Below are 15247 nucleotides of genomic sequence, written 5' to 3' on the forward strand. Positions count from 1 at the left end.
AAGAACTAAACATTATTATACATATAGCGACGAAAAAAGAAAGGCATTCGCTAAAATAAGAGATAAATTTTCTAATTTAGACAAAATTCAACAAATAGTAGGATTTTTATGTAAAAACGCGAATATAAACGAGTATGCATAAATTTTCAATATGAAAGGAGAGAGTGGGCAATGAAGTTTGTGACAGCGGAGTATCATGGCGAGACGTTTGTCGGCGTCGTCGAACAAGATGGAGGAAAAATCATTCACCTGCGTCTTGCTGAACAGGCGATGGACCAGCGCGCGACGATCCCTTCATCGCTGCTCGAGTGCATTAAGCAAGGGGATTCGTTTCTACGGCGGACCGAAGAAATTGCTGACTGGGCAAAAGAAAACCGAGGCGCACAATACGTCTATGATTTAGCTGACGTGCGCCTGCTTGCCCCGATTCCGCGTCCGGCGAAAAATATTTTTTGTATCGGCAAAAATTATGCCGATCATGCGATGGAACTGGGTGGAAAGTCCCATATTCCAGAACATCTTATTGTCTTCTCCAAAGTTCCGACTACGGTTATTGGGCATGAAGAAACGATCTTGCGGCATGCCGGGGTAACCGATGAAGTCGATTATGAAGGAGAGCTTGCCGTTGTCATCGGCAAACAGGGACGAGCGATCCGCAAAGAAGAGGCACTCGATTACGTGTTCGGCTATACGATCATTAATGACGTAACGGCGCGCGATTTGCAAGAGCGCCATGAACAATATTTTCTTGGAAAAAGTTTAGATACATTCTGTCCAATGGGACCGTGGATTGTGCATCGGTCGCTCATTGAAAATCCAAATAAGTTGCAAATTGAGACGAGAGTAAACGGAGAAGTTCGTCAAAAAGCAAATACGGAGCAATTCATTTTTAATATAGAGACGATCATTGAAACCATCTCCCGCGGCATTACGCTAGAACCAGGGGATATTATCGCAACCGGAACACCGGCAGGGGTCGGCAAAGGAATGAAGCCGCCGCGCTTTTTGCAAGCCGGCGATGTCGTAGAAATTACTGTCGAAGGAATCGGAACGTTGCGAAATACCGTTGGGGAATAGAAAAACGGGGCGTTTTCCGTACTCGCCCCGTTCTTCTTTTTTACGATTCAGCAAATACTTTTTTCACCCGCTCGATCGCCCAATCCAATTCTTCTTTTGTAATGACGAGCGGAGGAGCGAAGCGGATAACCGTATCGTGCGTTTCTTTACACAACAATCCCTCTTCTTTTAGTTTTTCACAATATGGGCGGGCGGAAGTATGGAGTTCTACGCCAATAAACAATCCTCTGCCGCGCACTTCTTTAATGTCCGGATGTTGAATTTCCCGCAGTTTTTCAATAAAGTAGTTACCTAATTCCAAGGAACGTTCCGGCAGCTTTTCTTCGATAATGACATCGAGTGCTGCTATCGATACCGCGCATGCAAGAGGGTTTCCGCCAAAGGTGGATCCGTGTGAGCCAGGATTGAATACACCGAGTATTTCACGGCTGGCTGCAACACAGGAAATTGGAAATACCCCGCCACCTAATGCTTTGCCGAGTATGTACATATCGGGAACGACGTTTTCCCAGTCGCAGGCGAACATTTTTCCGGAACGGCCGAGACCGGATTGAATTTCATCGGCGATATAAAGAACGTTATGTTGTTTACATACTTCATACGCCTCTTTTAAGTAGCCTTCCGGCGGGATATTAATTCCTGCTTCGCCTTGAATCGGCTCAAAAATAAAAGCTGCCGTATTCGGTGTAATCGCTTTCTTTAATGCATCGACATCGCCGTATGGAATGATTTTAATGCCTGGAAGCATCGGGCCGAATCCGCGTTTATATTCTTCGCTTGAAGACATCGATACTGCAGTCATTGTCCGGCCGTGGAAATTATTTTCACAAACGATGATCTCCGCTTGATCTTTTTCCACCCCTTTTACGTTGTATGCCCAGCGCCGTGCCGCTTTAAACGCCGTTTCCACCGCTTCGGCGCCGGTGTTCATCGGCAGCACCATATCTTTGCCTGTCAGCTTTGCCACTTTTTCATACCAGGGACCAAGCTGGTCGTTATGGAAGGCGCGCGAAGTTAAGGTGATGCGGTCTGCTTGTTCTTTTAATGCCTGAATGATTTTCGGATGACGATGTCCTTGGTTGACGGCTGAGTAAGCGCTTAACATATCCATGTAGCGATTGCCTTCCGGATCTTCTACCCATACCCCTTCCCCTTTGCTGAGGACGACTGGAAGCGGGTGATAGTTGTTGGCGCCGTATTGCTCGGTTAAACGAATGATTTCGGTTGTTTTACTCATGAGCATGCCTCCTAATAATAATGAAATTGGATTTTGCTCTATTTCTTATTATAGCAAAAAAGAAATCCCTTTGTCAGAAAATTGTGGTGTCTTGATTGATATGCATAGGATCTATTGTTGACAATATAAGGATAAAGCGGCACGAGCCCTATAAAATTTCTTTGGGTGAAAAACAATGGTTAAGTTTGTTTTTTTTTATTTTTCCATGTTATGATGAAGATAAATGCATGGAAATGGAGGGATTATATGACACATGCGCATATTACAAGCTGGCTGATTGCGATCATATTGTTTTTGATCGCTGTGTCGTTGCAGCGGTCTGGATCTGCGAAAGCGAAAATGGTGCAAATGGTGCTGCGGTTGTTTTATATCATTACGATCGTAACGGGTGTGCTTTTATTACATAGCCTTGCTTCGTTGTCCATATTATATGTGATTAAGACGCTCGCTGGTTTATGGGTAATCGGAGCGATGGAAATGGTTTTAATGGCGATGAAAAAAGGGAAAAGTACAGCCGTTGCATGGGTGCAGTGGGTTGTCGCGCTCGCCCTTGCTCTGTTTTTAGGCTTGATGTTGCCACTAGGAATCGATCTCTTTTAAAACGGGGGGCAATTCCGGATGGGGTTGCCGTTTTTTCATATGTATAAAATGTAGTATGGTTAGCAGAAATATTGCCGCTACGCCCAAGGGGATGTGCTATATCCGCCGCTGGCGGCAGAGGAGTTAGCAGGGTATATGGCGGAGCGAAAAAAATAAAAAGCGGGGAAAGAAATTCCTCTTTCCCCCGTTTATCCAAGCTGGGTGCAAATAAACCGCTCTCCGTTATTAAACGTAATTTCAAAGTGATCTTTATATGTATTCCCGCGTTCGTAGTAGTGCTGAACATTGCTGATTAGTTCGGTGTTGTCGTAAATAATGAAATTCACGCCTGTATATTTTGCAAACAACAATCCATTGTAGCAGTATAAACAATCATATAACGAAAAGCCAAGCTTATTTAGCCATTGCACGAACTGAAAAAATGTATGGTCCGGAAGCGCTGCCAGCCACTCTTGATAAGCATAGGAAAAGCGTTTGTGAAAACGGACGCGGTCACCGGTCTGAAGCGGCAACATGCCGATGCCCGTATCGACAGTTCCGTTTTCGCGCAAATAGCCGTGCAGCCATTGGCCGTAACGGAACACTTCTATTTTCCCTTCTGTCATTTCCTCTAACAATGATGCTTCTTCCTCTTCCTCATCAAAAAAAACCCATTCGTCGTTTACAAATTCAACGGTTCCTTGTATATAGGCCCGCTGTTGTTCAGTGATGCATTGTAGGCGCTGTTCGATATTCAAGTTTTCTCCTCCTCCTTATATTTCTTGTTTTTCCAGATTATCTTCCATTTATTCGTGTTGTTGTTGCCATCGGACAATTCATCGAAATGCGAGGGATTGCATAAAATGGAATCATGTCAATACGGAGAAGGAGCATGTTGCTAACAGGAAAGGGCAAGTGTTGGTCGTGAACGTTCGAACAAGAGGATGTAATAAAATATAGTGAGCCTTGTTGATGGAAAAGGAAAGGGAAATAGTCCGGAGCATAGGATGTCCAGCAAATAACTTTTTTGTATTTAAAAGAAAGGGTTGGTTCGTATGTGCGGCATCACTGGTTGGGTGGATTTTCAGCGTGATTTGCGAATAGAAAAAGAGATTATCTTAAATATGACCGAGACACTGGCAAAACGCGGACCTGATGACACAAATGCATGGTTTGGCCAACACGCTGCGTTTGGACATAAGCGGCTTGTCGTCGTGGACCCGAAAGGCGGGAAACAGCCGATGACAAGACAAAAAAACGGCTACAGCTATACCGTTGTTTATAACGGGGAATTGTACAATACGGAGGATATTCGTAAAGAGCTATTAAAAAAAGGATATACATTCCAAGGACATTCGGATACAGAGGTATTGCTAAACGCCTATATCGAATGGAAAGAACGCTGCGTCGAGCTGTTTAACGGAATTTTTGCCTTTGCGATTTGGGATGAACAGCGGGAGCAATTATTTTTAGCGCGGGATCGCCTCGGCGTCAAGCCGCTTTTTTATCGTCACAACGACGACGGTTTCTTGTTTGGTTCAGAAATCAAGGCTATCTTGGCACACCCGAATGTAAAGGCGGAAGTCGATTATGAAGGGTTGGCGGAAGTGTTCGGATTGGGGCCGTCACGGACGCCGGGACACGGAGTGTTTTGCGGGATTAAAGAATTGCGCCCAGCGCACGCGTTAACGTTTTCCCGCGAAGGGGTAAGAGTATGGCGCTATTGGAATGTGCAAAGCGATGTCCATCGAGATTCGCTGGAGGAAACAGTGGAAAAACTGCGTTTCCTCCTTACCGATGCGGTAACGCGCCAGCTTGTTTCCGATGTGCCTGTCTGCACCTTTTTATCCGGTGGGATCGACTCGAGTTCCATTACCGCCATTGCGGCGACGGTGTTTGCCAAAGAAGGAAAAGGGCGGCTGCATACGTATTCCATTGATTACGAAGGCAATGACCAATATTTTAAAGCGAATGATTTTCAGCCCAATGCGGACGCTCCTTTTATTGACCTGATATCGGAAACGTTTCAAACCGTCCATCACCGCTGCGTCATTAGTCAAGAAGACTTGTTTGACCATTTACGAGAGGCAGTGATTGTCCGAGACGTTCCAGGCATGGCCGATGTGGACTCTTCTTTGCTATGGTTTTGCAAACAAATTCGCAAAGATTTTGTCGTTAGTTTATCTGGAGAGTGTGCCGATGAAATTTTTGGCGGCTATCCATGGTTTCATCGTCCAGACGATTTGGCGAGGAGCGGATTTCCATGGATGCGTTCGACGGAAGCACGCATCGATTTGCTAAAGAAAGACTGGAGAAAGAAATTGCGGCTGGACGAATATGTACAAACGCGCTTTTATGAAACGATTGCTGAGGTCCCAAGGCTCGAAGGGGAAAGCGCTGAGGAAGCAAAGCGGCGCGAGCTATTTTACTTAAACATGATTTGGTTTATGACGACGCTCCTTGACCGAAAAGACCGCATGAGCATGGGCGCCAGTCTAGAAGTCCGCGTGCCGTTTGCCGATCATCGTCTAGTCGAATATGTGTGGAACATTCCATGGGAAATGAAAATGTATGGCAATCGCGAAAAAGGCATTTTGCGCAAGGCGCTCGAGGGGATTTTGCCGGAAGAAGTGCTCTATCGCAAAAAAAGCCCGTATCCGAAAACACATCATCCGCTTTATACGAAACTAGTGAAAAATTGGCTAAAAGAACTGTTGAACGATCGCTCGTCGGTGCTTTACGAATTTTTCGATACTAAAAAATTGGAAGAGTTAGTGGAAACAGAAGGGAAATCGTTCCAAGTGCCTTGGTTCGGGCAGCTAATGACGGGACCGCAGCTGTTGGCGTACCTTGGTCAAGTGCACATATGGTTCCAACACTACGGCATTACGATAAAAGAATAGAGAAGAGCTGCGCTTGTCGCAGCTCTTTTTACCAGTTTTTTATTTGATAAAGGAGAAAGCTATATGGAGGAATAGTAGCACGCAATGTTTCGGCTTCTGCAGCAAACTGTTCATTTGTCCATAAATTGACAAGCCATTTTCCTTTTAAGGACAAAGGAACGGTGATGTCAATCTCCTTACTGCTATTGTTGATCATGACTAAAATCGTTTCATCTAGATAGGTTTTCGTATATATTAAATGGTTTGATTCACCGCTTGCATCCATAAATGTAATTTTTCCCCGACTGAAAGCGGGATGGGCTTTGCGAAGCGCAATCAGTTTTTTTACATGCTCCAATATATCCCTGTTTTGTTTTTCTTCCTCCCAAACCATACATTTCCGACATCCTGGATCTTGCCCGCCGGTCATGCCAATTTCATCGCCGTAGTATATGCATGGCGAACCGGTAAAAGAGAACTGAAATAAAAACAATAGTTTGACCTTCCGCACATCATTGCCACACATTGTTAAAATTCTCGGTGTATCATGGCTGCCAAGCAAGTTAAACGCCACTTCGTTGACGTTTTCCGGGTACGAGTGAAGAACATTAGTAATGATATTCGCAAATTGTTTGGCACCAATTTCATTTTTCGCAAAAAAGCGGATTGTTCCATTGGTAAATGGGTAGTTCATGACGGCATCAAACTGATCGCCGCGCAGCCATGGCATCGCATCATGCCAAATTTCTCCGAGAATATAAACGTCCGGTTTCATAGACTTTACTACCTGACGGAATTCGCGCCAAAATTGATGGTCTATTTCATTGGCCACATCAAGCCGCCAACCGTCGATGTCAAATTCCTGAATCCAATAGGCCGCTACGTCTAACAAATATTTTTTCACTTCGGGGTTTTCCGTATTTAGCTTTGGCATTTGTGCGACAAATGCAAACGTGTCATAGTTTGGCCTCGGTGTTGTCTGAAGCGGAAATTCATGAATATGAAACCAATCTTTATATTTAGATGCTTCCCCGTTTTTCAGCACATCTTGAAACGGTGCAAAATAGTAGCCACAATGATTAAACACCGCGTCTAACATGACACGTATCCCTTTTTCATGACAAAGATCGACTAGTTTCTTGAATGCTTGTTTATCGCCAAAGTGAGGATCAATTTCAAAATAATCGGTTGTGTCATATTTATGGTTAGAAGGTGCGTGGAAAATAGGCGTTAAATAAATGCCATTAACGCCAAGGTCGACAAGATAGTCGAGATGCTGGATAATCCCTTCTAAATCGCCGCCGAAAAAGCTCGTTGGTGTCGGGTCCTCACTTGCCCATGGCAGTGTTCCTTCTGGATCGATTGCTGGATTTCCATTAGCGAAGCGTTCAGGAAAAATCTGATACCAAACGGTGTCTTTCACCCATTCCGGTGCATGAAATACATCTATTTTATTTAAAAACGGAAAGCAAAAATAATAGGCCGTATCGTCTGTCGGTGCCTCATGATAAAACCCTTTTTCTGTATATGCTATTTTTTCATTTCCGGACGTTAACTCAAATCCGTAGCGAAGGCGGCGATATGGGGGAATTACTTCGATAAACCAATAGTCAAATAAATCGTCAGATCCGCTTTTTACCATAGGTGCACGATTTAGCTGCCAGACGCCATCTTTCCATTCATATGGATCGGCGTAAAGAAGATGAACGGCTTCCACATCATCCTTTTTCGTGCGCAGGCGAATATGTAATGTTTTTTCGTCGTATGCGTAAGCAAAGTTATCTTTGGGACGATGATAAATCGCTTCTTTAAACATGTTCTTAACACTCCCTTTAAATAAACGCAATCGTTTGCACTTTGATAACTTTTTTATTTAAAGAGTAGAATAATTGAATAAAAAAGTCAAATTTTACTGAAAAAAAGCTTGTAAAATAAAAAATAGGCGGTATAATGAAAGTGAACGGTGCAATCGCTTTCATTAAATAATGGTATCATTTTTTAATAATTTTTTGTGCAAACGGTTTCCTAAAACGGTTGTGCCGCCAATGAATTTGTTTATGATTCATTTTAGGAGGGGGACGTATGAGAAAAGTTGTTTCGCTGTTTATGGCCATGATTCTCATGATCGGCGTATTGGCTGCTTGTGGCCCGAAACGTGATGTTGGACAAGTGAAAGAGAACAACAAGGGGAATACAACAGAAAATGTAGAAAAACCGGAAAAATTAGTAGTCTGGGTAAATGATGAAGAAAAACAAAAGCAAGCATTAAATGATATATTTAAAAAATATACGGAGAAAACAGGAATTAAAGTGGAAACGGTCGCTGTGAGCATGCTGGATCAGGTGAAAAAAATCGCATTAGATGGTCCGGCAGGCAAAGGCCCTGACATATTTTATCAGCCGCACGACCGTATTGGCGACATTGTCCTCCAAGGCTTAGCTGATCCGGTTGATCTTGGCGACGCAAAAAGTGAATATAGTAAAACAGCAGTGGATGCGGTTACTTACGATGGACAGACTTATGGCGTGCCGTTTGTCGTGGAAACATACGGCTTATTTTACAATAAAAATTTAGTGCCGGAAGCTCCGAAAACAATGGAAGAGCTGATGAAAATCGCGAAAGAAAAAACAAATCCAGCCAAAGATCAATACGGCTTCTTGATGGAAGCGGCCAACTTCTATTTTGTCTATCCATTCTTTGCGGGATATGGCGGCTATGTATTCCGTAACGAAGATGAAAAAATGGATACAAGCGATATTGGACTGGCGAATGATGGTGCTGTCAAAGGTGCTGAGCTTGTTCAATCTTGGTTTAAAAACGGATACATTCCAAAAGAAATTAATCAAGATGTCATGAATGGTTTATTTACGAAAGGAAATGTAGCAACGGTAATTAGCGGCCCATGGAACATTGCCACCTACCGCGATGCGCTAGGAGACAAATTGGCAACTGCGCCGCTTCCAGTATTAGAAAACGGGGAGCATCCAAAATCATTTGTCGGTGTGAAAGCATGGATATTATCTGCTTATTCGAAAAATAAAGAGTGGGCAACAGACTTGATGAAGTTTATAACAAATGAAGAAAACTCGCTCCATTATTATGAAGTCGCAGGGGAAATGCCGGCAAATGAAAAAGCATTAACGAACGAAAAAATTAAAAATGACCCATTAATTTCTGGATTCGCAGAGCAAATCCAATATGGCGAACCGATGCCAAATGTACCACAAATGTCGCAAGTATGGGACCCAATGGGCAATGCGCTACAGTTTATTGCCAAAGGCGATAATCCAAAAGAGGTGTTGAAAGAAGCGGTAAAAACGATTCAAGATAAAATTGCCGCCAGCGGCGGAGGACAATAATTATTGAAGTCAATGAATGGTGGATAGAGCTGTTTCTATCCACCATTCTTATCACGTGTAAGGAGGATTCACCATGTCTAAACAAAAGATGCGGCATCGTCCTACTGTTGCTATTATTCTTTCCATTCTTTTTGCAGGCTTGGGTCAGCTATATAACCGGCGTTATGTAAAAGGAATTTTATTTATTGTTATTGAAGCCGCATTTCTAATCACGTTTTATAATTTTTTAAATATTGGATTATGGGGGCTTATTACATTGGGAGAAATCCCGATGGTAGACCATTCGATTTTTCTATTGATTCAAGGGCTAGTATCTGTCATTATCATCGCATTCGCGGCTGTTTTGCATTATCTCAATATTATCGATGCGCGTAAAGATGCGCTTCGCCTGCAGCGAGGAGAGCCGTTTCCGTCGCTCCTGGAATCATGCAGAAACGCGTGGGATAAAGGATTTCCATATGTATTTGTCACACCAGGGCTGATTATGCTTTTATTTGTTGTTGTGCTGCCGCTGCTTTTTATGGTATCGCTGGCGTTTACGGATTACAACTTATACAACTCGCCGCCGCGTCATCTATTGCATTGGGTTGGCTTTAAAAACTTTAAAAATTTAGTATCGGTTCCAATTTGGCAAGATACGTTTTTCAGCGTCTTTGCCTGGACGATTGTCTGGACCATTGTCGCAACGACATTGCAAATTGCACTCGGCTTGTTTTTAGCGATACTCGTCAATGACCCGCGCATTAAATTTAAGCGATTCATTCGCACTGTATTGATTTTGCCTTGGGCGGTGCCGGCATTTGTGACCATTCTTGTATTTGCGGCGATGTTTAACGATAAATTCGGAGCGATCAACCGTGATATTTTAAGCGTTTTCGGCGTCATGATTCCGTGGATGACCGATCCGTTTTGGACAAAAGTAGCCCTTATTTTAATCCAAACATGGCTCGGATTTCCGTTCGTATTTGCCTTATTTACAGGAGTTCTGCAAAGCATTTCCCGCGATTGGTACGAAGCAGCCGAGATGGATGGAGCAACGCGCTGGCAAAAGTTCCGCTCGATTACGCTGCCGCACGTCTTATACGCGACAGCACCGCTGTTGATTATGCAGTATGCCGGCAACTTTAACAACTTTAACATTATTTATCTATTCAACGACGGCGGCCCGGCTGTGCGCGGACAAAACGCTGGAGGAACGGATATTTTAATTTCTTGGGTATATGATTTGACGTTTACGACAAACAACTACAATATGGCTGCAGCAATTTCGATTATTATCGGGTTGATCGTGAGCGGTTTTGCCTTGTATCAATTCCGGCGTACACGTTCCTTTAAAGAGGAGGGGAACATTTAATGAATCGGAAAATAAAATCACGCATCGAGGTGGCCTTGATATATTTATTTATTGCATTCATGTTCGTTGTCATTGCCTATCCGCTTCTTTGGACAATCAGCATGTCGTTAAATCCGGGGACAAGTTTATATTCCGCATCGTTGATCCCGGAAAAGCCGTCGCTGGAACATTATAAATGGTTATTTACAAGCCCGCAAAGTGATTATTTGTTATGGTACAAAAATAGTTTATTCGTCGCTGCCATCAATGCGATTTTATCCGTATTATTTACTGCATTAATTGCCTATGCGTTTTCCCGCTACCGGTTTGTCGGGAGGAAAATGGGGCTGTATTTGTTTCTTGTGCTGCAAATGTTCCCGTCCTTAATGGCAATGGTTGCCCTTTATGTTTTGTTAAACATGCTTCATCTTTTAGATTCGTTGTGGGGGCTGATTTTGATTTACGTAGGTGGGCAGATTCCATTTAACGCCTGGCTTGTGAAAGGGTATTTCGATACGATTCCGCGCGAGCTTGACGAAGCGGCGCGCATGGATGGCGCAGGGCATTTTGGCGTGTTCTTTCGTATTATGCTTCCGCTGGCAAAACCGATTTTGGCCGTTGTTGCTTTATTCAATTTTATGGCTCCGTTTACCGATTTTTTATTACCATCTATCGTTTTGCGTGATCCAGAAAAATATACGCTTGCCGTCGGATTGTTTAACTTTATTAGCGACCGTTTTGCCAATAACTTCACGCGGTTTGCGGCTGGCTCGATTTTAATTGCGGCTCCGATTGCTATCGTATTCTTATTCTTGCAGCGTTATTTAATTTCCGGCTTAACAGCGGGTGGAACAAAAGGGTAATAACCGTTATGATAAAAATGGTATTACCCCTTTCCGAAAAAGCAACGATATTACGATCAAAGGGGGGAAACGGAAATGGGGAATCGAGTATTCGCTATGTTTATACTTCCGTTTCTTCTTTTTTATGCGTTTCCGGTACAAGCCGCTGAAAAAGAAGAACGAACCTGGCAGGATGAAGCAATTTATTTCATCATGGTTGACCGCTTTAACAACATGGACCCAAGCAATGATTACAATGTCAACGTCAATGACCCGAAAGGCTATTTCGGCGGTGATTTAAAAGGAGTGACTGCCAAACTGGACTACATTAAAGAGATGGGGTTTACGGCGATTTGGCTCACGCCGATTTTTAAAAACGAACCGGGCGGGTACCATGGCTATTGGATTCAAGATTTTTACAAAGTCGATCCGCACTTTGGCACGATGGAAGATTTAAAAACATTAGTCAAGGAAGCGCATAAACGCGGGATGAAGGTCATTTTAGACTTTGTCGCCAATCATACGGGGTATCATCATCCATGGCTGAATGACCCGGCAAAAAAGGATTGGTTCCATGAGAAAAAAGAAATTTTCGATTGGAATAACCAAAAGCAAGTAGAAAACGGCTGGGTGTACGGCCTCCCGGATTTGGCGCAGGAAAATCCGGAAGTGAAGCGCTATTTAATTGATGCGGCGAAATGGTGGATTAAACAGACTGACATCGACGGCTACCGCTTAGATACGGTTCGCCATGTGCCAAAGTCGTTTTGGCGAGAATTTTCCAAAGAAGTGAAGTCCGTAAAAAAAGATTTCTTCCTTATTGGTGAAGTATGGAGCGAGGACCCGCGCTATATCGCCGATTACGGCAAATATGGCATTGACGGATTTATCGATTACCCGTTTTATAACGCGGTAACGAAAACATTGACGAAGCGCGATCAATCGTTGCGTCCGCTTTACAACGTATGGGAATATAACAAAACGTTTTATGACCGTCCGTACTTGCTTGGCACGTTTTTGGACAACCATGATACGGTCCGGTTTACGAAGCTGGCGATTGACAATCGGCAAAATCCGATTTCACGAATCAAGCTTGCCATGTCTTATTTGTTCTCCGCTCCTGGCATTCCGATTATGTATTACGGAACGGAAATCGCGATGAATGGGGGAGAAGACCCGGATAACCGCCGTTTAATGGATTTTCGCGCCGACCGGGAAATCATTGATTACATTAAAAAGCTTGGCGAATTGCGGCAAAAACTTCCTTCCTTGCGGCGCGGCGATTTTACATTGCTGTATGAAAAAGACGGCATGGCCGTATTTAAGCGCCATTACAAAGACGAAACAACAGTGATTGCCATTAATAATACAGGAAAAACGCAAAAGGTGCATATCACGAATGACCAGCTGACGCCGGGAAAAGAGCTGCGTGGGCTCCTTGCCGGCGATTTAGTGCGGAGCGGCCGCGATGGCTATGATATTATTATCAATCGCGAGACGGCGGAAATTTACGCGCTTGCCGATAAAACAGGGATCAATATTCCTTTTATCATGGCGATTGCCGCTGTTTACGTATTATTTATCCTATTTTTGTACCTTGTTAAAAAGCGGTCGAAACAGGCGACGTAAGCTTGGCGTTCCAAAACAGCAAAAATGAATGACTATGTGCAACATAACGTGATAAAAATTATACTATGGATAAAAAGTGAATGGGGGAGTGAAGATGACTGTCACGATCAAAGATGTCGCGAAACGAGCAAACGTGGCTCCCTCCACGGTTTCCCGCGTTATTGCCGACAGTCCGCGCATCAGCGAGAAAACGAAGCGGAAAGTGCGCGAGGCGATGAAAGAACTTGGCTATCACCCAAATTTTATTGCGCGCAGCTTGGCAAACCAAGCGACGCAAGTCATCGGCATCGTCATGCCGAGCGCGGCGGAACAGGCGCTGCAAAACCCGTTCTTTCCCGAGGTCATCCGCGGCATCAGTAAGGCGGCGCATGAGAAAAAATACGCGCTGCAAATGTCCACGGGCGAAAAAGAAGAAGAAATTTATGAAGGGGTCGTCGACATGCTGCAAGGCCGCCGTGTAGATGGGGTGATTTTATTATACTCGCGCATTGATGATAAACTGATGAAATATTTGCAAAAAAACAAATTTCCATTCGTCGTGATTGGGAAGCCGCATCAAAAGGCGGAACAAATCACTCATGTCGATAATGACAATTACCTGGCGGGCAAAGAGGCGACCGAGTATTTGATCGCGCGCGGCCATGAGCGAATCGCTTTTGTCGGCGGCAATAAGCAATATTTGGTCACCGTTGACCGACTGAGCGGGTATGAAGCGGCGTTGAAAGAAGCTGGCCTTCCTTATCGGGAAGACTATATCATGCATGAAGAATTTCTGCAGGAAGGCGGCCAAGAGGCGATGAAAGAGCTGCTTTCGCTCGCAGACCCGCCGACCGCGCTTGTCGTTGCCGACGACTTAATGGCCTTAGGGGTGCTGAAGACGTTGGATGAAATGAACCTGCGCGTTCCCGATGACATTTCGATCGTCAGCTTCAACAACACGCTGCTGGCGGAAATGTCGCGCCCACCGCTGACATCGGTGGACATCCACATTTTCCAGCTCGGCTATGAAGCAACGAAAAGTTTAATCGAAAAAATCGGCAACCCAAACGAACCGATCAAGCGCATTATTATTCCGCACCGGATTGTCGAACGGTTTTCGTGTGATTATTATCAAAAATGAAAAAGCTAGCCTTCAATCGCTAGAAAGTTTTTGGAGGCTCAGCTTGTCGACTTTGTCGATAAGCGAAGACGGCAAGAACATTCTTGCCGTCTTCTCCTTTTAATCGTTTGGATTTTCTAGCGTTAAAACAATCCGTCCATTAATTTCTCCTTTTAGCATTCTGTCAAATACTTCGTTAATTTTTTCAAGAGGTTGTATTTCAATGATCGTTTTTACTTTTCCTTCCGCTGCGAATTGGAGTGCTTCTTGCAAGTCTTTCCGCGTGCCGACAATGGAACCGATAATTTTAATTCCGTTTAATACGGTATCAAAAATAGGAACAGGCATTTCTTCCGGAGGAAGTCCGACAAGAACGCACGCTCCTCCTCTGCGAATGGAATTGTACGCAGATTGAAAAGCCGGTTTAGAGACGGCTGTTACAACTGCTGCATGGACTCCGCCGACTTTGTCTTTCATAAATTGCGCCGCATCTTCTTTCATTGGGTTTACAACAAGATCAGCGCCAAGCTCTTTTGCAAGTTCAAGCTTCTCATCACCTATATCAACTGCAACGACATGAAGACCCATCGCTTTCGCGTATTGAACGGCAACGTGCCCAAGGCCGCCGATACCGTAAATCGCTACCCACTCTCCTGGTTTTGCACCTGTTACTTTTAACGCTTTATAGGTAGTAACTCCGGCGCAGAAAATTGGCGCAGCTTCTTCAAACGATAAGTTGTCAGGAATTTTAACCACATAGTCTGCTGCGGCTCTGCAATACTCGGCATACCCCCCATCGACCGAGTAGCCAGCGTTTTCTTGTTGCTCGCATAATGTCTCCTGGCCGCTTAAACAATATTCGCAATGGCCGCATGCAGAATATAGCCAAGGGATGCCGACACGATCCCCCACTTTTAAATGAGTTACACCCGGTCCTACTTCTTCAATAATTCCAACTCCTTCGTGGCCAGGAATGAGAGGAAGTTTTGGTTTTACCGGCCAATCTCCATGTGCGGCATGCAAGTCAGTATGGCAAACACCGCAGGCTTTAATGCGGACTAATACTTCTCCATATGAAATGGTTGGCTTCGCCACCTCTTTTATTTTTAATGGTTCCTTAAATTGTTCCACTACAGCAGCTTTCATCGCTATCCCCTCCCATATGCTTTAAAACAGGAAATTCTTTCGCAAATTATCATAAGATATTCT

The 15247-nt window shown here is 44.1% G+C and carries 12 protein-coding genes; 8 read left to right on the forward strand and 4 right to left on the reverse strand.

What is annotated here, in order from left to right; all coding sequences use genetic code 11:
* Nucleotides 1-171: 171 nt before the first annotated feature.
* Complete coding sequence (locus tag HT574_RS00930) at nucleotides 172-1077, forward strand: fumarylacetoacetate hydrolase family protein (RefSeq protein WP_175243137.1); 906 nt, start codon at nucleotides 172-174, stop codon at nucleotides 1075-1077.
* A 40-nt stretch (nucleotides 1078-1117) separates the two neighbouring features.
* Here the strand turns inward: HT574_RS00930 and HT574_RS00935 are convergent, their stop codons facing one another.
* A complete protein-coding gene (locus HT574_RS00935) occupies nucleotides 1118-2314 on the reverse strand; it encodes an ornithine--oxo-acid transaminase (protein WP_175243138.1) in 1197 nt (398 codons plus the stop codon).
* 246 nt (nucleotides 2315-2560) lie between these two features.
* On the opposite strand from HT574_RS00935, the gene HT574_RS00940 reads away from it, so the two are divergent.
* Complete coding sequence (locus tag HT574_RS00940; RefSeq protein ID WP_175243139.1) at nucleotides 2561-2914, forward strand: YisL family protein; 354 nt, start codon at nucleotides 2561-2563, stop codon at nucleotides 2912-2914.
* Between the two features lie 188 nt (nucleotides 2915-3102).
* On the opposite strand, the gene HT574_RS00945 is transcribed toward HT574_RS00940, so the two are convergent.
* Nucleotides 3103-3651 carry a DUF2777 domain-containing protein gene (locus HT574_RS00945; protein WP_175243140.1) on the reverse strand — a complete coding sequence of 183 codons (549 nt, stop codon included), beginning with the start codon at nucleotides 3649-3651 and terminating at the stop codon, nucleotides 3103-3105.
* Between the two features lie 297 nt (nucleotides 3652-3948).
* Between HT574_RS00945 and asnB the strand changes: the two genes are divergently transcribed.
* Nucleotides 3949-5796: an asparagine synthase (glutamine-hydrolyzing) gene (gene asnB / locus HT574_RS00950; protein ID WP_175243141.1), complete on the forward strand. Its 1848-nt coding sequence runs from the start codon at nucleotides 3949-3951 to the stop codon at nucleotides 5794-5796.
* Nucleotides 5797-5824: 28 nt separating this feature from the next.
* Here asnB and HT574_RS00955 read toward each other — a convergent pair whose 3' ends face one another.
* Complete coding sequence (locus tag HT574_RS00955) at nucleotides 5825-7591, reverse strand: alpha-glycosidase (protein ID WP_175243142.1); 1767 nt, start codon at nucleotides 7589-7591, stop codon at nucleotides 5825-5827.
* Nucleotides 7592-7857: 266 nt separating this feature from the next.
* Here HT574_RS00955 and HT574_RS00960 point away from each other — a divergent pair, with 266 nt between their 5' ends.
* The 5 genes from HT574_RS00960 to HT574_RS00980 all read left to right on the forward strand — a co-directional run bounded on the left by HT574_RS00960 (nucleotide 7858) and on the right by HT574_RS00980 (nucleotide 14059).
* Nucleotides 7858-9135, forward strand: coding sequence for a sugar ABC transporter substrate-binding protein (locus HT574_RS00960; protein ID WP_175243143.1), 1278 nt, complete (start codon nucleotides 7858-7860; stop codon nucleotides 9133-9135).
* 73 nt (nucleotides 9136-9208) lie between these two features.
* Entirely contained in the window at nucleotides 9209-10489 is a 1281-nt protein-coding gene (locus tag HT574_RS00965) for a sugar ABC transporter permease (protein ID WP_175243144.1), read from the forward strand.
* The gene (locus tag HT574_RS00970) at nucleotides 10489-11331 is read left to right on the forward strand and encodes a sugar ABC transporter permease (protein WP_017436517.1); all 843 of its coding nucleotides are present in this window, start codon (nucleotides 10489-10491) and stop codon (nucleotides 11329-11331) included. Before HT574_RS00965 ends, HT574_RS00970 begins: the two co-directional genes overlap by 1 nt.
* Before the next feature lie 75 nt (nucleotides 11332-11406).
* Nucleotides 11407-12939 (forward strand): alpha-amylase family glycosyl hydrolase, encoded by a 1533-nt coding sequence (locus HT574_RS00975; protein WP_175243145.1) that lies wholly within the window; start codon nucleotides 11407-11409, stop codon nucleotides 12937-12939.
* A 94-nt stretch (nucleotides 12940-13033) separates the two neighbouring features.
* Nucleotides 13034-14059: a LacI family DNA-binding transcriptional regulator gene (locus tag HT574_RS00980; RefSeq protein ID WP_175243146.1), complete on the forward strand. Its 1026-nt coding sequence runs from the start codon at nucleotides 13034-13036 to the stop codon at nucleotides 14057-14059.
* A 99-nt stretch (nucleotides 14060-14158) separates the two neighbouring features.
* On the opposite strand, the gene adhP is transcribed toward HT574_RS00980, so the two are convergent.
* Nucleotides 14159-15184, reverse strand: coding sequence for an alcohol dehydrogenase AdhP (adhP, locus tag HT574_RS00985; protein WP_175243147.1), 1026 nt, complete (start codon nucleotides 15182-15184; stop codon nucleotides 14159-14161).
* Nucleotides 15185-15247: the final 63 nt, after the last annotated feature.

The sequence above is a fragment of the Parageobacillus sp. VR-IP genome (genome assembly GCF_013357975.1).
In the GTDB taxonomy this organism is placed as follows: Bacteria; Bacillota; Bacilli; order Bacillales; family Anoxybacillaceae; genus Saccharococcus; species Saccharococcus caldoxylosilyticus.

Coding starts and splice junctions, on each gene's coding strand:
- HT574_RS00940 (WP_175243139.1), top strand. CDS start 2,561: ATGACACATGCGCATATTACAAGCTGGCTGATTGCGATCATATTGTTT.
- HT574_RS00960 (WP_175243143.1), top strand. CDS start 7,858: ATGAGAAAAGTTGTTTCGCTGTTTATGGCCATGATTCTCATGATCGGC.
- HT574_RS00935 (WP_175243138.1), bottom strand. CDS start 2,314: ATGAGTAAAACAACCGAAATCATTCGTTTAACCGAGCAATACGGCGCC.
- asnB (WP_175243141.1), top strand. CDS start 3,949: ATGTGCGGCATCACTGGTTGGGTGGATTTTCAGCGTGATTTGCGAATA.
- HT574_RS00930 (WP_175243137.1), top strand. CDS start 172: ATGAAGTTTGTGACAGCGGAGTATCATGGCGAGACGTTTGTCGGCGTC.
- HT574_RS00970 (WP_017436517.1), top strand. CDS start 10,489: ATGAATCGGAAAATAAAATCACGCATCGAGGTGGCCTTGATATATTTA.
- HT574_RS00965 (WP_175243144.1), top strand. CDS start 9,209: ATGTCTAAACAAAAGATGCGGCATCGTCCTACTGTTGCTATTATTCTT.
- HT574_RS00980 (WP_175243146.1), top strand. CDS start 13,034: ATGACTGTCACGATCAAAGATGTCGCGAAACGAGCAAACGTGGCTCCC.
- HT574_RS00975 (WP_175243145.1), top strand. CDS start 11,407: ATGGGGAATCGAGTATTCGCTATGTTTATACTTCCGTTTCTTCTTTTT.
- HT574_RS00955 (WP_175243142.1), bottom strand. CDS start 7,591: ATGTTTAAAGAAGCGATTTATCATCGTCCCAAAGATAACTTTGCTTAC.
- adhP (WP_175243147.1), bottom strand. CDS start 15,184: ATGAAAGCTGCTGTAGTGGAACAATTTAAGGAACCATTAAAAATAAAA.